The 15077-nt window shown below is 61.5% G+C and carries 14 protein-coding genes; 7 read left to right on the plus strand and 7 right to left on the minus strand.

The features are described from left to right. Positions 1 to 18: 18 nt before the first annotated feature. Positions 19 to 636: a TetR/AcrR family transcriptional regulator gene (locus KUV51_RS09850; protein WP_222521464.1), complete on the minus strand. Its 618-nt coding sequence runs from the start codon at positions 634 to 636 to the stop codon at positions 19 to 21. Between the two features lie 184 nt (positions 637 to 820). Here KUV51_RS09850 and KUV51_RS09855 point away from each other — a divergent pair, with 184 nt between their 5' ends. The 6 genes from KUV51_RS09855 (at position 821) to KUV51_RS09880 (ending at position 5560) form a co-directional block, all read left to right on the plus strand. Next, entirely contained in the window at positions 821 to 1744 is a 924-nt protein-coding gene (locus KUV51_RS09855) for an AEC family transporter (RefSeq protein WP_222521465.1), read from the plus strand. A 100-nt stretch (positions 1745 to 1844) separates the two neighbouring features. Then, positions 1845 to 2675, plus strand: a complete 831-nt coding sequence (gene fghA / locus KUV51_RS09860) for an S-formylglutathione hydrolase (protein ID WP_222521466.1) — start codon at positions 1845 to 1847, stop codon at positions 2673 to 2675. After that, a complete protein-coding gene (locus tag KUV51_RS09865) occupies positions 2672 to 3121 on the plus strand; it encodes a YaiI/YqxD family protein (protein WP_222521467.1) in 450 nt (149 codons plus the stop codon). The genes fghA and KUV51_RS09865 overlap by 4 nt, the downstream gene beginning before the upstream one ends. After that, entirely contained in the window at positions 3118 to 3738 is a 621-nt protein-coding gene (locus KUV51_RS09870; RefSeq protein ID WP_222521468.1) for an HAD family hydrolase, read from the plus strand. Before KUV51_RS09865 ends, KUV51_RS09870 begins: the two co-directional genes overlap by 4 nt. Next, on the plus strand, positions 3735 to 4649 hold the full coding sequence (locus KUV51_RS09875; protein WP_222521469.1) for an ornithine cyclodeaminase family protein: 915 nt from the start codon (positions 3735 to 3737) through the stop codon (positions 4647 to 4649). Before KUV51_RS09870 ends, KUV51_RS09875 begins: the two co-directional genes overlap by 4 nt. Further along, a complete protein-coding gene (locus KUV51_RS09880; RefSeq protein WP_315898826.1) occupies positions 4649 to 5560 on the plus strand; it encodes an alpha/beta hydrolase in 912 nt (303 codons plus the stop codon). The genes KUV51_RS09875 and KUV51_RS09880 overlap by 1 nt, the downstream gene beginning before the upstream one ends. Here KUV51_RS09880 and KUV51_RS09885 read toward each other — a convergent pair. After that, positions 5557 to 6798 carry an MFS transporter gene (locus KUV51_RS09885; RefSeq protein WP_222521471.1) on the minus strand — a complete coding sequence of 414 codons (1242 nt, stop codon included), beginning with the start codon at positions 6796 to 6798 and terminating at the stop codon, positions 5557 to 5559. The genes KUV51_RS09880 and KUV51_RS09885 overlap by 4 nt on opposite strands. Before the next feature lie 137 nt (positions 6799 to 6935). Between KUV51_RS09885 and zapE the strand changes: the two genes are divergently transcribed. Further along, positions 6936 to 7991: a cell division protein ZapE gene (zapE, locus tag KUV51_RS09890; RefSeq protein WP_222521472.1), complete on the plus strand. Its 1056-nt coding sequence runs from the start codon at positions 6936 to 6938 to the stop codon at positions 7989 to 7991. Here the strand turns inward: zapE and KUV51_RS09895 are convergent. From KUV51_RS09895 to KUV51_RS09915, 5 genes are all read right to left on the minus strand, one after another. Continuing rightward, the gene (locus KUV51_RS09895) at positions 7988 to 8563 is read right to left on the minus strand and encodes a hypothetical protein (protein WP_222521473.1); all 576 of its coding nucleotides are present in this window, start codon (positions 8561 to 8563) and stop codon (positions 7988 to 7990) included. The genes zapE and KUV51_RS09895 overlap by 4 nt on opposite strands. Before the next feature lie 139 nt (positions 8564 to 8702). Beyond that, positions 8703 to 9974: a bifunctional folylpolyglutamate synthase/dihydrofolate synthase gene (locus KUV51_RS09900; protein WP_222521474.1), complete on the minus strand. Its 1272-nt coding sequence runs from the start codon at positions 9972 to 9974 to the stop codon at positions 8703 to 8705. Beyond that, positions 9971 to 10900 (minus strand): acetyl-CoA carboxylase, carboxyltransferase subunit beta, encoded by a 930-nt coding sequence (gene accD, locus KUV51_RS09905; protein WP_222521475.1) that lies wholly within the window; start codon positions 10898 to 10900, stop codon positions 9971 to 9973. Before accD ends, KUV51_RS09900 begins: the two co-directional genes overlap by 4 nt. Before the next feature lie 57 nt (positions 10901 to 10957). Continuing rightward, positions 10958 to 11866 (minus strand): CPBP family intramembrane glutamic endopeptidase, encoded by a 909-nt coding sequence (locus KUV51_RS09910; RefSeq protein WP_222521476.1) that lies wholly within the window; start codon positions 11864 to 11866, stop codon positions 10958 to 10960. Next, positions 11866 to 14949 carry an ABC transporter transmembrane domain-containing protein gene (locus KUV51_RS09915; protein WP_222521477.1) on the minus strand — a complete coding sequence of 1028 codons (3084 nt, stop codon included), beginning with the start codon at positions 14947 to 14949 and terminating at the stop codon, positions 11866 to 11868. Before KUV51_RS09915 ends, KUV51_RS09910 begins: the two co-directional genes overlap by 1 nt. Positions 14950 to 15077 lie beyond the last annotated feature (128 nt).

Below are 15077 nucleotides of genomic sequence, written 5' to 3' on the forward strand. Positions count from 1 at the left end.
GTCAGCCCAACTGCGGCATCACGCGCCGTAGCGCGCCAGGAATGTCTCGACTGCGCTGTCGACCACCCGGTCGATGTCATCATCCGTGACACTGTCGATCACCCCGAACATCAGCCGTGGCCAGATGTCCGCCTTGCACAGCTCGCCGAACTGGTCAGCGGCAAGGGTGTAGTCGTCAATCTTTAGATCCCCGCGGGCCACGGCCGCCTCGAAATACTCACCCATTTCGTCGCGCATCCGTTCCGGGCCGGACTTGTAAAACGCACGCCCGATCTCGGGAAACCGGTCCGATTCCGCAACGCAAATGCGAAACACCTGTTGGCCGAACTTGGATGTGATGAACTTGAGGAAATGCTTGCCTGCCTGGCAAAGAACATCCCGGGGCGGGGCATTCATGTCGATGTTGTCGATCGCATCCTGGCTCTGACGCGCGCATTCCGAATTCGCGACTTCCATGAAAAGCAATCGCTTGTCGGGAAAGTAGCTGTAGAGCGTGGCCTTGCTGACATTCGCCGCGCGGGCGATGTCGTCCACGCTTGCCCCCTCGAACCCGTCAGCCATGAACACATCCCGCGCACCCTCCAGAACCTGGTCAAACTTTCGGCCCCTGCGGACAATAGGCGTTGCGTCGTTCATCTGGCTTCCTGTGTGGCGGGATACTGCACAATATAAACCGTTTCGTTCAGTTTCTATAAGAAAATCGAAAGCGCGCCCTGCATCCCACATCGTCAACCCGTCGCGCGAAAGGATGTAACACCTTTCCCGACAAGTGGGTCGATCGGCGGTAGCTAGGCGACGCAACACGCGCTATCCCTGATCCATGTTGCCCATCCTTTTGAAGACCCTACCCTTTTTTGCGTTGATCGGCCTTGGCTACTGGGCAGGCCGCACCCGCTTCTTCACCGAGGAGGCGACGGCCTATCTGACCAAGTTCGTTTTCTATTTCGCCCTGTCCGCGATGATCTTCCGCTTTGCCGCGAACCTGGAGCTGGCACAGGTCTGGGATGGCCGGTTGGTGGCCGCCTACCTATGGGGCACCGCGTTCGTCTATGGCATCGCGACCATGGTCGGCTTTCTGCGCGGGCTCGACGTGCAGACAAACGCGGTCGAGGCGCAATGCGCCGTGATCGGCAATGCCGGATTTCTGGGCTTGCCCATGCTTGCCCTGCTCTTCGGCCCCGAAGCCATCGGCCCGGTGATGCTGGTGCTCGCCACGGACCTCATCGTCTTTTCCAGCCTGATCGTCATCCTGATTACTGTGGGCCGCGATGGGCGGATGTCACCCGCAATCATCAAGACCATCGGCATCGGCCTGATCAAGAACCCGATGATCGTGGCCATGGCGCTGGGGCTTTTGTGGTCCGGCCTGCAAATCCCGATCCCTGATCCGATGAACGACTTCCTGACGATCCTTGGCGGGGCCGCCACTCCAGGCGCGCTCTTTGCCATCGGCGCATCGCTGGCCTCAAAATCCGCCGAACGGATCCAGATCGCGGGCTGGCTCAGCTTCTGCAAGCTGGTCCTGCACCCGGCCTTTGTCGCCTTTTCGGCGATCTACCTCTTTAGCGTCGAACCGTTCGGCGCCGCGATGATCATCGCCTGTGCCGCCATGCCGGTGGCGGGCAACATCTACATGCTGGCGCAGCACTACGGTGTCGCGCCACAACGGGTCTCTGCCGCGATCCTCGTCTCGACCACCCTCAGCATTGCTACTCTCACTGCCGTCATTGCCTGGGTGAGCTGATCCTTCTTCATTTCGCCAAATAAACCGCCGCCGGAGGCTCCCGAAACTTGCCGCACGCGCCAACGCCCGGTAGCGATGGGGAAACGAAAGGAACATGCCCATGGATACTGTCTCTGAAAACGCCTGCTTTGGCGGCACCCAAGGGGTCTATACCCACGCCTCTATCGCTTGTTCCTGCGACATGACCTTTGGTCTGTTCCTGCCAGCCGAGGCCAAAGACGGCCCGGTGCCCCTGCTCTGGTACCTTTCGGGCCTAACCTGCACCCACGAAAACGCCATGACCAAGGCAGGCGCACAGGCGTGGGCCGCCGAACACGGTATCGCACTGTGCTTCCCCGACACCTCCCCACGCGGCGATGAGGTGGCGGATGATGATGGCTATGATCTGGGGAAAGGCGCCGGATTTTACGTGAACGCCACCGAAGAGCCGTGGGCATCGCACTACCGCATGTGGGACTATGTGATGGACGAGTTGCCCGTGCTGCTTGAACGGAACTTCAGCCTCGACATGGACCGCCAGTCGATCACGGGGCACTCCATGGGCGGGCACGGCGCGCTGACCATGGCGATGTCCCCGCGGGGACAGTTCCGGTCGGTGTCGGCTTTTTCACCGATCACCAATCCCACGGCGAGCGACTGGGGGCGCAAGCAGCTATCTGCATATTTGGGGAACAATGAAGACATCTGGTCGCCCCATGATGCGACCCTGTGCATGCGGGATCGCGGTTTTGACGGCCCGATGCTGATCGACACGGGCACCAACGACCAGTTCATCGACCTGCTGAAACCCGAGGCGCTTGCCGAAGCCGCTGCAGCCCGCCGCCAGCAAATCCAGTTCCGGATGCAGCCGGGATACGACCACTCCTACTTCTTCGTTTCGACCTTCATGGAAGACCACGTGGCCTTTCACGCCGAACATCTGTGGGCATGACAACGCTTTACATCGACGCCGATGCCTGCCCCGTCAAAGCCGAAGCGGAACGGGTTGCCACACGGCACAAGGTACAAATGAAAGTCGTGTCGAACGGGGGACTACGACCGTCACAAAACCCATTGATAGAGACTGTTATCGTGCCCGAAGGGCCCGACATTGCCGACATGTGGATTGCCGATCGCGCGGGCCCGGGCGATGTGGTTGTGACGGGTGACATCCCGCTGGCCGCCAAATGCGTCGAGGCCGGGGCGCGGGTGCTGAAGCACAATGGCGAGGCGCTCACGCAGGCCAATATCGGCAATGTCCTTGCCACCCGCGATCTCATGGCGGATCTGCGCGCGGCGGATCCTTTCCGCCAAGGCGGCGGCAAAGGCTTTACCAAGGCTGACAGATCGCGTTTTCTGGACGCACTGGAACGAGAACTGAGAGCAGCAAAAAGATGAGTATTCAGGCCGTCGTGTTCGACATCGGCAATGTGCTGATTGAGTGGAATCCCGAGCGTTTCTACGACAAGGAAGTCGGCGAAGAGCGGCGGCGCAAACTGTTCAAGGAAGTCGATCTGGAAGGCATGAACCTCGAGGTTGACCGCGGCGCACCCTTCGCCAGATCGGTCCATGATCTGGCGGCCAAACATCCCGAATGGGTGACGGAAATCCGCATGTGGCATGACCGCTGGATCGACATGGCTTCGCCCCAGATCGACCATTCCGTCCGCATCATGGGCGCCTTGCAGGCCAAGGGCATCCCCGTCTTCAGCCTGACGAATTTCGGCATCGACACCTATGACCGCGCAGCCAGGGACTACCCCTTCATGCATCAGTTTGATCGCGACTTCATCTCGGGCCACATGAAGGTCATCAAACCCGACCCGACCATCTACGAAATGCTGGAAGACGCCAGCGGCCTGCGCGGCGAAAGCCTGATTTTCACCGATGACCGCAGCGAGAATATCGCGGCAGCACAGATGCGCGGCTGGCGTACGCATCGTTTCAAGGGCCCAGAAGGGTGGGCCAAGCGCCTTGTGACCGAAGGGTTGCTGACAGAAAGCGAGGCGGCGTGACCTCCGTCCCCTATATCCCCTTTGCCGAGGGTGAGGCTGTGCTGGACTGGATCGGCCTGACCGACGCATTGGCGGCTGGCCACGCGCTGCCCAAGGCAGAGATTGGTGATACATTCCTGTACCGCGATCCGGACACGCTGCTCAGCCGGGCGGCATGGATCGATGGGATTGGCATGGCGGTGAAAACGGCCACAGTCTTTCCCGGCAATCCGGGGCGCGGTGCGCCGATGATCAATGGTGGCGTAAACCTCTATTCCGACGGCGATGGCACCTTGCAGGCCATCATCGACTTTCACCTGGTGACCAAATGGAAGACGGCAGGCGACAGCTTGCTCGCCGCGCGCAAGCTGGCGCGTCCGGACAGCCGCAACATCCTGATCGTGGGCGCGGGCACCGTGGGCCGCGCGCTGCACGATGCCTATTCCGCGATCTTCCCCGACGCCCATTTTCAGGTCTGGAACCGCACCCGCGCCAATGCCTTGGCCATGGCGGCAGAGCGCCCCATGCTGACGGTCGCGAACGATCTGGAACAGGCCGTGCGCAGCGTCGACATCATCACCAGCGCCACCATGTCGACCGAGCCGCTGATCCAAGGTGACTGGCTGCAACCCGGCCAACATATCGACCTGATCGGCGCCTACCGCCCCGACATGCGAGAGGTGGACGATTCGGCCCTGCTGAAATCGCGCGTTTTCGTTGACAGTTTCGACACCACTGTGGGGCATATAGGAGAGGTAAAGATCCCTCTGGAGGCTGGCACAATCACCCGCGATCACCTGCTCGCAGACTATTACGATCTGGACGCCTTTGCCCGCGACCCGGACGACATCACCCTGTTCAAGAACGGCGGTGGCGCGCATCTGGACCTGATGACCAGCCGCTACATCCTGGATCGGTGGACCGCCACTTGATGTGGGCGATCCTGATCGTTCTGGGCATCGTCGCGATCCCCCTCACGATCGAACTGACGCGCAAGGGCGTGACCGAAGCGGACCGGGCCAAGGCGCCGGGCCAGTTCGCCTTGCTGTCTCAGGGCACTACGCATTTCGAATGGCTTGGGCCGGAGCGTGGACCGGTGGCGGTTTGCATACATGGGCTCACCACGCCCTCCTTTGTCTGGTACGGGACGGCCAAGGGGCTTGCGCTGCTTGGGTTTCGTGTCCTGATCTATGACCTTTATGGGCGCGGATATTCTGACCGGGTGCAGGCCAGCCAAACGGCAGACTTCTTCGATCAGCAACTGACGGATTTGCTGGCCCATGAACAGGTCACGGAACCGGTGACCGTTTTGGGCTACTCCATGGGCGGCGCCATCGCCACGCACTTCACCGCACGTCGACCGCAGGCTGTCACGCAACTCATCCTTCTGGCACCAGCGGGGATGTTCAAACTGGCGAGCGGGAAGCTCGCACTGTCGCGCGATCTGCCGGTGATCGGTGACTGGTTGTTCCTTGCGACCTACCCGTGGATCTTGCGCCGGGGTATCTCGGCAGAGGCGGGCGCGCCATCATCAGTGGACGGTATCCACGACCTGCAACATGCGGAGACAGCGCGGCGTGGCTTCTTTCCCGCTGTGTTGTCCAGCCTGCGCGGCCTGCTGCGCGACACCTGCGAAGAACAGCACAAGGCCATTGCGGCGGCCGGTGTCCCAGTGCTTGCCGTTTGGGGCGCGCAGGACGACGTCATACCGCTGCCGTGTCAGGATACCTTGGCCTCATGGAACCCGTCGGCGCGACAAGCCGTCATCGCTGATGCTGGACACGGCTTACCCTACAGCCACACCGAAGCCGTTCTGGAGGCGATCCGCGCCTCGCGCAGTTAGGCAGCGGCTGGTTGAGCCAGTGGCCGTTCGCGGATGGGGAGGTGCACGATGGCACTGAACGCTCCCACTGCGACACCAATCCACCACACCTGTTCGTAAGACCCGTAAAGATCGTACATCCGGCCACCCAGCCAAACCCCGAGGAAGGAGCCGAGTTGGTGGCTGAAAAACACGATGCCATACAACGTGCCCATGTAGCGCAGCCCGTAAATATGCGCGACCAGCCCGCTGGTCAGCGGCACCGTGGCAAGCCAAAGCGACCCCATGGCAATGGAGAACACGATCACTGTCATCGGCGTCATGGGGAAAATGATGAACAGCGCGGCCACCAACGTGCGGGCCGTGTAGATGCCCGCCAGCAGGTATTTTTTTGAAAATCGCTTGCCCGCCCAACCCGCAGCGAGCGTGCCCGCGATATTGGCCAGCCCAATCAGCGAAATTGCCCACGCCCCCAGCGCAGAGGTCGTGGTGATGCCAATGTTGTGCAACATGCTGCCCGGCAGGATGGGGCCGCACACCTCTGTCACGAAGGCGGGAAAGTGCGCCGTGACAAAGGCCAATTGATAACCACAGGAAAAGAAGCCAAGGAAGATCAGGGTATAGGACGGATCCTTGAACGCCTTGATCAGAATGGCGCCCATGCTTTCCTCAAGCTCGGCCTTCGACGCCATGGCAGGCGCGCGCATCAACGGCAGGCACAGGATCAGGGCCAGGATGGCCGTAGCAAAGATCACGAAGACGCTTTGCCAGGTCATCATTGTCAGCATCCATTCGGCCATCGGCGCGCCAAAGACCTGACCCGCGGACCCCGCGGCTGTGGCAATGGCAAGGCTCATCGACCGGTTTTCGTCGCTCGATGCACGGCCCACGACCGCCAGGATCACGCCAAAGCCTGTGCCCGCCACACCAAAGCCCACCAACCAAGCGTAGAGCTGGTGTTCCAGCGGGGTGGTCGACCACGCCGACAGGACCATGCCCGCCGCATAGGTCAGCGCGCCCATGATGATCGCCTTGCGGTCCCCGATCTTCTCCGCAATCGCGCCAAAGATCGGCTGCCCGATCCCCCAGGCCAGGTTCTGGATCGCTATGGCGAGCGAAAACTCGGTGCGCAGCCAGCCGAACTCCTCCGCAATGGGAATCTGGAACACGCCAAAGGAGGCACGCACGGCGAAGCTGACCATGATGATCACGCAGCCCACGATCAGGACAGGTGTGAAAAGCGGGGTGCGGGTGGTCATGGCGATACTCTCAAGGCTGCCCGGCGACTGTATGGACGTGCGCGGCTGCGTCAAATCAGGAATTCTTGGTGTCACATCACCATTCCTGAACTGAGGGCGCTTTCCATGGACGGGTGCGCGCGCTACGACAGACGGCAATGAGTGATTTGCTGACAGAATACCAAGCGCTTGTGGACAAGGGCGAATTGCAGCCCGACCCGGCGCAACTGGCCGTGCTGCCCGAATTCGAACGCATCCGCGCAGCACTGGTGGCACCGGTCAAGAAAGGCCTCTTTCGCAAAGCCCCGGAGCCACCGAAGGGGCTGTACCTCTGGGGCGGTGTCGGTCGCGGAAAGTCGATGTTGATGGACTTTTTTGCATCGCGAGTGGATGTGCCTGCACGTCGTGTCCACTTCCACGCCTTCATGCAGGAAATCCATGCGGCCATCCACGCCGCCCGCCAACGCGGCGTTGACGATGCGATTGCGCCCGTGGCCGCCGATGTCGCCGCCTCGGTCCGGCTGCTCGCCTTTGACGAAATGCAGATCACCGACATCACAGACGCCATGATCGTCGGGCGGCTGTTCGAGGCGCTGTTTGCCGCCGGGGTCGTGGTGGTGACCACATCCAACCGCGTGCCGGATGACCTGTACAAAGACGGGTTGAACCGGCAGCTGTTCGTGCCGTTCATCGACCTGCTCAAGGACAAGATGGTGGTGTGGGAACTCGTCTCTCCCACCGACTACAGACAGGACCGGCTGTCGGGCAGCCCCGTCTACTTCTCACCGCTTGGCGCCACCGCGCGGGCTGAGATGGATGCAATCTGGGCCGATCTATCAGGCGGGCAGGCCGAACCGCTCGACCTGACGATCAAGGGGCGCACCGTGACGATCCCGCAGTTTCGCAACGGGATCGGACGCAGCAGCTTTTTTGATCTGTGTTCCAAACCGCTGGGACCGGGCGATTACCTCGCCATCGCCGACGCCTGCAAGGTGCTGATGATCGACGACATCCCGTGCCTCGGCCGCAGCAACTTCAACGAGGCCAAGCGCTTCGTCACCCTGATCGACGCGCTGTATGAGGCGCATGTGCGGCTTATCTGCTCGGCCGCCGACACGCCGGAAATGCTGTATCTTGAGGGTGAAGGCACGTTCGAGTTCGAGCGCACCGCCTCGCGCCTGCGCGAAATGCAAAGCGCGGACTGGGCGGCCTAACCCTGTGACTGACGCACCAGGGCCACCAGCAAGGCTTCGGTGTCCAGTCGTCCTGCGGCCGTCGTGAGCTTGCGCGGTACGGTAAATTCGTTGCGCGCCGCCGCGGTGTTTAGCAATGCGTCGATGTAAGCATTCGACTGCCCTTCGGTCAGGGCCTGCACCAGCAGGGCTTGCAGCCGGTCGCCTTGCTGCGGCGTGTATCCGAACCCAATCAGGACCGCTGATGTCAGGCTGCGCAGGTCCGTGTGCCGGGCATCTGTATCTGTCAGGCGAATGGGTTGGCGCAACTGTCGGCTGACCGCTTCGGACGCCGATACTGCCTGCAGATCAAGCAGCGACGCATCGGCGCGCGTCACTTCGGGGGCGGAAGCGACCACATCATCCGCCAAGGGAACGGTGGCAAACTCCTGTGCAGGCTCTGTCGCGTCGCTTGGCTGTAGAAGGATCAGGACAATGGTGACCATCAGAAAAGCGGCGGCTATGACCAGCATTTTCATGTTGGACGATGCGTATTCCTCTGCATCATCCGTGACCTGGGACGGCAATTCGCCCGCATTCTTTCGCCTGAACATACTGCTTCCCCAAAAGCAAACCCGTCGTGGTTGTTCCACGTTAGGGTGAAAAACTGGGCTAGATGTAGCAAATTCGGCACCGAATGGTCAACATAATGCGGGTTCGCCCAAATATTGAGACATCGGCAACAGCGGCAGATCAGCCGTTTTCGCGCAGGATCGCACCAGCCAGATACAGCGATCCGCAGATCAGAACACGCGCTTGATGCTCATTTGCGATGATCGCCTGCAGTGCGGCTGCTGCGTCCTCTGCCTCGTGCGCCACCATCCCGACATCGCGCGCCGCTTGCGCCGTTTCAGCGGCGGGCAATGTGTTCTTCTCGCCGGGGATCGACAGCGCGGTCAGGCTGTCCACATGCGGCGCGAGCGGGCGCAGGTAGCCCCGCGCATCCTTGGTGTTCAGCATACCGCAGATCAGGTGCGTGGGACGTTTGGGCAGGCCCTGCAAGACAGCGGCGAGGGCTTCGCCAGCCGCCGGGTTGTGCCCGCCATCCAACCACAGCTCGGCCTCGCCCGCCTGTTCGACCAGCGGCCCGGTACGCAGCCTTTGCATCCGCGCCGGCCATTGCGCTTGGGTCACAGCAGCCTCGCACGCCGTCGCATCGCACCCCAGATGGCGCAGCGCGGCCAGCGCCATCCCTGCATTCTGGATCTGGTGATCCCCCGGCAGGACAGGACGCGGCAGGTCCAACAGACCGACCTCATCCTGATAGATCATGCCATCGCGTTCCGGTGCTGCGTGCCAATGCTGACCATAGGCAAGCACCGGCGCGCCCAGCCGCATGGCCTGTGCCTCGATCACGTCGAGCCCGTCATCCTCTTGCGGGCCCACGATCACGGGCACCCGCCGCTTGATGATCCCGGCCTTTTCGCCCGCGATCTTGGGCAGCGTGTCGCCCAGAAAAGCCTCGTGATCCATGGACACGGGCGTGATGATCGTGAGCGCGGGTTGGTCGATTACATTGGTTGCATCCAATCGACCGCCTAAACCCACTTCAAGCAGCGTGTAGTCCGCAGGCGTTCGGGCAAAGGCAAGGATCGCGGCGCAGGTCGTGATCTCGAAGTAAGTGATGTCCGCGCCGCCATTGGCCTCGTAGCATTCATCAAGATAAGCGGTCAGATCCGGTTCAGAGATCAACTCCCCCGCCAGCCGGATCCGCTCGTGAAACCGCGCCAGGTGGGGCGACGTGTAGGCATGGACACGATGCCCCGCCGCTTCCAGACCAGCGCGAATCATGGCTTGGGTCGATCCCTTGCCGTTCGTACCGGCGATGTGGATCACCGGCGGCAAGTCGTTCTGCGGATTGCCCAGCGCATCAAGCAAACGCCACACACGATCCAGCGTCAGATCAATGATCTTGGGGTGCAGCGCCATCATCCGTTCCAGGATGGCGTCGGAACCGGTGCTCATTCCTTGGCGGCGTCCTCGGTCGCAACCTCCTCAACCGGGAGGGGCGCAGGGGCGGGCAGATCACCTTTGACGGCAGGTGGCTCGCCCATCAGCATCCGGGTGATCGTGATCAACTCGTCCCGCATCTCGGTCCGCTTCGTCACGCGGTCAAGCATACCGTGATCCAGCAGGTACTCGGCCCGCTGGAAGCCTTCGGGCAACTTCTCGCGAATGGTCTGTTCGATCACGCGCGGACCGGCAAAGCAGATCAGGGCGTTGGGCTCTGCAATATGCACATCGCCCAGCATGGCATAGCTGGCCGTCACGCCGCCCGTCGTGGGATGGGTCAGCACCACGATGTAAGGCAAGTTCGCCTCTTTCAGCATCTGCACTGCGACGGTGGTGCGCGGCATCTGCATCAGGCTCAGGATCCCCTCCTGCATCCGCGCGCCACCGGCGGCAGAGAACAGGATCAACGGGCGCTTCAGCTTCACCGCCTCTTCGGCGGCAGCGATGATGGCATTGCCCACATACATGCCCATGGACCCGCCCATGAACGAAAAGTCCTGCGCGCACGCGACGATGGGCGTGCGGCCAATCTCGCCACGGGCCACAAGCATCGCCTCGCTTTCGCCGGTGGACTTCTGGGCCGCCTTCATCCGGTCGGGATACTTCTTCTGATCGCGGAACTGCAGCGGGTCGGCCAAAGGCGCAGGCACTGCGACCTCGATAAAGATACCGCCGTCAAACAGCGCCGTGAACCGATCCCGCGGCGTGATCGCCATGTGGTGCCCGCAATTGGTGCAGACATTCAGATTGTCGGCCAGCTCGCGGTGGAACAGCATGGTGCCGCATTCATCGCACTTGGTCCACAGATTGTCCGGGGTTTCGCGCCGCGAAAAGATCGAGTTGATCCGGGGCCGGACGTAGTTGGTGATCCAGTTCATGTGGGCTTCCTGCTGCCGTTCTTTGCATCAGTTAATCCGGGGCAGCGCCAATTGCAATCAAGCGCGGATGGCAAGGCGCGCAGCCAACCAGCTTACCAGCATGAAACCGAAGTCCACCGGCAGCCACGCCGCCATGGCCGCTTCGTCCGCCATTCCGAACGGCAGAACGTAGAGTGCAAGGCCCGACATCTCGTCCGGCGTGGCGGTCAGAACCATGGCCGAAATGTTGTTCGCGAAATGCACAGCCATGGCCGGGCCAAGGGTGCCGGAGCGGGCCGTCAGGTCGGCCATCAGGATGCCAAACACCGTCGCCCAGACGGCAATGGTCATGGCATTGCTGCCCGCGCTTTCCGGCAGGTAGTGACCAGCACCGAACAGAACCGCGGGCAGGATCATCCAGATCAGCGGTGACCGGAACCGCGCGGCGAGTTGTTGCTGCAGGTAGCCGCGAAACACGATCTCCTCCGCCCCGATCTGCACCAGCACCGCAACGATGGCGATAGGCAGCAAAAGCAGCCAACGACCCACGGGCATGTTCAGCGTCAGCGTCCCCCCGCCCGTGTCATAGGGCGGCAAAAGCCACAGGGCGGCCGTGAGCAGCACCATCATGAACAGCACGGCCCCGAACTGACGCACCGCCAGCCCAACAGGGCCGATCAGGGTGGCGGGCCGCCGCTTGTGCACCATGATCACAACCATCGAGGCCGCAACAGCCAGAAGACCCAGCTGAAACAGCAGCAAGAGCATCCCACCAGCAGTCTGCCCGGTTTGCGCGTCTCGCAGGACGGCGTTCGCCGTTTCCGGTTCAAGCAAACCAAGGATGGTGCCAAAGACAAGGTTGCTGAGCACCAGAAAGAAACCGGCGACCAGCACGATCCCAAGGCCCAGCCGCCAAAGCTGCGCCCGATCGCGCGCCGGATCGATCAAAAGGGCATGCGGACGGTAGTCGAAGCTGAGCACACCCATCAGCGATCCAATGGCGGCGGTGGCGGCCCCTCGTCCTGCGGGATCTGCACATTGGCCTGACGCAACAACTCGGCAGCACCGGTCAGATGGCTGGCCACAGTGTTCAGAAGGCTGCGCAGCACCGTGGCGTCTTCTTCAAGCACAGCGCGGAATTCAGCAGCACCGATGCGAAGGAATGTCACTTCGGTCAGTGCGGTCAGATGCAATTGCCGCGGCTCGTTCAGGATAATGGCCAGGTCGCCAATCAATCGACCGGGCTCAATGACCGATACGTGCCGATCTTCGCCATTGTCACCGTCATAGCTCAGGATCGCGCTGCCCTTGACGCACAGATAGGCCGCGTCCGGCTTCTCATCCATTGAGAAGATGCGTTGACCCGGCTGGGCAGTATACCACTGCGCGGCAAAGGCCAGCAGGCGCTGATTGCGGCTGGTCACGCCGGAAAACAGATCAGCCCGCGAAATCACGCGGAGTTTGCGGCTCAGATCATCCGCTTCCTCGTCGTCTTCTTCATGCGTTTGTACACCGTCAATCCGCCCATCCGTGATCTCTACAAACAGGTCGTAGGCGTCGGGGTTGTTGAAGTTCTCTTCCAGGAAAATCAGCGTGGATTCGGGCAGCAACTCGCGCAGCGCCTCGCGGGTCTTGCGGCGTTCTTCGCTGCCGTGACTGGCAAGCGCGCGATCCAGCACGAGGATGTCCGGCCGCTTGATCCCTGCCCGGGAAAACGCAGCGCGCTCGTGAAAGATCGTGGGCAGGTTCGTCCCGCCTAGACCAGTGCGAATGTCGAACACCGTCTCGGCCACCTGACGGCGCAGGTCATGCTCCTTGACGACATCGGCCACGAGATCCTCGATCACTTCCTCCTTGGCTCCGGCAAACATCGAAATCCGGCCATACAGGATGTTTTCGACCAGAGTCAGGCGCGGCAGGTAGGTTTCCGGCGCAATGGGGATAAAGAACCCCTGCGTCTGCTCGCGCAGTGCGGCCCCACTGGTCTTGCGGATCTGTACAATCTCGTTCTTGAAGCTCTCGGGGAACGCAGGGCCGATCTGTTCGGCCGTAAAGGCGAAAGGCACGGTCAGAAGCAGCGCAAACTCGTCATCGGTCAGCGCCACGTCCCCACGGTCGCGGCGACGCGAGGAAATATCGACCAGCTGCTCATACATCTCTTCCTCGATGTTGAGCGCGGTGAACAGCGGATGGCTTGTGCCGTCACGGCCAAAGGTCTGGTGCAGCGTCTCGATCAGGGTTTGCGAGATGGCGATCCCCTGTTCCGCCAGCCCGTGTTCAAACACCAGATTGATGAACCGTTCATCCCGCGCCAGTCCCTGTTGCGAAATATCGCGTGAGGGTGCCGCAAAAAGCAGGTTGCCACCCAAAGGCACGGCCGGATTGAACTCCTCCGGATCGAAACGGTAGACGGCGTCCTGCAACCCTTGCTCGCGCAGGCGCTCCTCAACGATGGGGCGCAAGGCGACGATGGCCTTGGCAAGCTCGGGGTGCTGCTGCGGGTCCATGCGGCTGACCAGCATCCGGCGGAACATGAACTCGTCGATCCCCATCGCCTCGACCAGCGCAAACCACCACGCGCGCACCTCGTCCTCGGTGCCCAGACCGGCCAGCGCGGGATCGACCCACTCGGTATCGACCCGGTCCGGACTGTTGCCGGACCGCATTGCCTCGGTCATGTACCGGTCTTTGCGGCCTTGACCCCAAGGCACCGTATTCGGCCGTGTCATCAAAGGCATCAAAAGGTTGGTGCCCAACGTTCCGTCAAACAGATACGGACGGGATTGAGCGTATCCGATGCGGGCCGACACGACCTCCTGGTGCAGGGTCGACAGGTCGTGCCCTGCAATGGTGATGGACCCCCGTGTCGGCAAAACCTCACGCACCAGCAACTCTGCCAAGGCCGTCCGCTCGGTCTGGTTCTTGACCTGAATGGCAACCCGCGCGCCCTTGGGGATCGTCAGGTCGATACGCTCGAGCACTGGCGTGTTTTCGGCATTGCGCACGGTCACGTCGTTCAGAACGATATCACCCTGCAGATGCGGAATGACCTCCGGCTCCCCCTCGAACAGGCTTTCATCGATCATGTCGCGCGGCGCAAAGCGATCCGTCACAATCTCCCACCGCAGGGACATGTCCTGCGTCTGGTTATAGTAGGTCAGCAGTTCCTTCCACGGGCTCGATAGATCCTTGTAGGCCGCAATGGCCGCCACAAGCGCGCCGACGGTGATGTCACCGCGAATGGCCAGCACCCCACCGACCGAGTAGAAAAAGAACGGCGTGAGCTGCGTGATGAAGTTGTTCAAAAACTTCATAAAGAACTTTTTCTGGTAGATCTGAAACCGCACCTCGAACAGCTTGCTCAGCCTGTCCGTAAACTGCGCCAGTCGGTAGCGCAGGCCGCCATTGGTGCGCAGATCCGAAATGCCCGCCGCACTCTCGCCAATCTCGGACGAGAAGGACCGGATCTGGCGGATACGCTCCTTGTTCAACAAGTTGATCTGGCGCTGCAGCATCGGGATGATCCACGCCTGCAGCGGGATCAGCGCGATGCCGGCCAACCCAAACCACACCGATTGCAGGAACAGAAACACGACGATGATGAGCATCTGGCCCGCCTGGAACACGGGCTGGGCCACCATGTCGCCCATCAACCCACCCATCGGCTCGGCTTCGGACGTGACCATGCTGACCAGCTCGCCCTGGCTTGTCGACCGGAAGTAGCTGCGCGGAAACCGCAGCATTCGGCTGATCAACTGAAAGCGGAAGCGGCGCAGCAGGCGCTCGGCCGTGACACCCTTCATCGTGTTCAGGCGCATCTTCAGCAGGCCATGGGCCAGCACGGCCCCGAGATAGCCAAAGCACAGGGCCAACAGGAACTGGATCTGCGTCAGCTCCAGACCAAAGACATTCATCATGTCATCAGTCGCACCAATGGCGTCGTTGATGATCCGCTTGGGCAATTCCAGCGTGGCATAGAGAAACGGGAACGTGACAATCGTCAGTCCCAGCAACATCAACTGATCACGCTTGGAATGCTTCCAGATGAAAGCGAAGATGGTGGAATCCATGGCACGTCCTGATGGGACGCCCCCCTGTCCAAACGGTTGGAAAAACAACCGGGCGCGACCCGTCCGCAAAACCTAGTGCCAGCCCCCACCTATTACAACCGCGGGCGCTTGCAGCAGGGCGGGCCAAT

It is taken from the genome of Tateyamaria omphalii, assembly GCF_019802125.1.
GTDB lineage: Bacteria > Pseudomonadota > Alphaproteobacteria > Rhodobacterales > Rhodobacteraceae > Tateyamaria > Tateyamaria omphalii_B.

Bases quoted from the DNA above. Each gene is read 5' to 3' on its own strand.
- KUV51_RS09915 (WP_222521477.1), bottom strand. From the start codon at position 14,949: ATGGATTCCACCATCTTCGCTTTCATCTGGAAGCATTCCAAGCGTGAT.
- accD (WP_222521475.1), bottom strand. From the start codon at position 10,900: ATGAACTGGATCACCAACTACGTCCGGCCCCGGATCAACTCGATCTTT.
- KUV51_RS09865 (WP_222521467.1), top strand. From the start codon at position 2,672: ATGACAACGCTTTACATCGACGCCGATGCCTGCCCCGTCAAAGCCGAA.
- KUV51_RS09870 (WP_222521468.1), top strand. From the start codon at position 3,118: ATGAGTATTCAGGCCGTCGTGTTCGACATCGGCAATGTGCTGATTGAG.
- KUV51_RS09855 (WP_222521465.1), top strand. From the start codon at position 821: ATGTTGCCCATCCTTTTGAAGACCCTACCCTTTTTTGCGTTGATCGGC.
- zapE (WP_222521472.1), top strand. From the start codon at position 6,936: ATGAGTGATTTGCTGACAGAATACCAAGCGCTTGTGGACAAGGGCGAA.
- KUV51_RS09895 (WP_222521473.1), bottom strand. From the start codon at position 8,563: ATGTTCAGGCGAAAGAATGCGGGCGAATTGCCGTCCCAGGTCACGGAT.
- KUV51_RS09910 (WP_222521476.1), bottom strand. From the start codon at position 11,866: ATGGGTGTGCTCAGCTTCGACTACCGTCCGCATGCCCTTTTGATCGAT.
- KUV51_RS09850 (WP_222521464.1), bottom strand. From the start codon at position 636: ATGAACGACGCAACGCCTATTGTCCGCAGGGGCCGAAAGTTTGACCAG.
- KUV51_RS09900 (WP_222521474.1), bottom strand. From the start codon at position 9,974: ATGAGCACCGGTTCCGACGCCATCCTGGAACGGATGATGGCGCTGCAC.
- KUV51_RS09885 (WP_222521471.1), bottom strand. From the start codon at position 6,798: ATGACCACCCGCACCCCGCTTTTCACACCTGTCCTGATCGTGGGCTGC.
- fghA (WP_222521466.1), top strand. From the start codon at position 1,845: ATGGATACTGTCTCTGAAAACGCCTGCTTTGGCGGCACCCAAGGGGTC.
- KUV51_RS09880 (WP_315898826.1), top strand. From the start codon at position 4,649: ATGTGGGCGATCCTGATCGTTCTGGGCATCGTCGCGATCCCCCTCACG.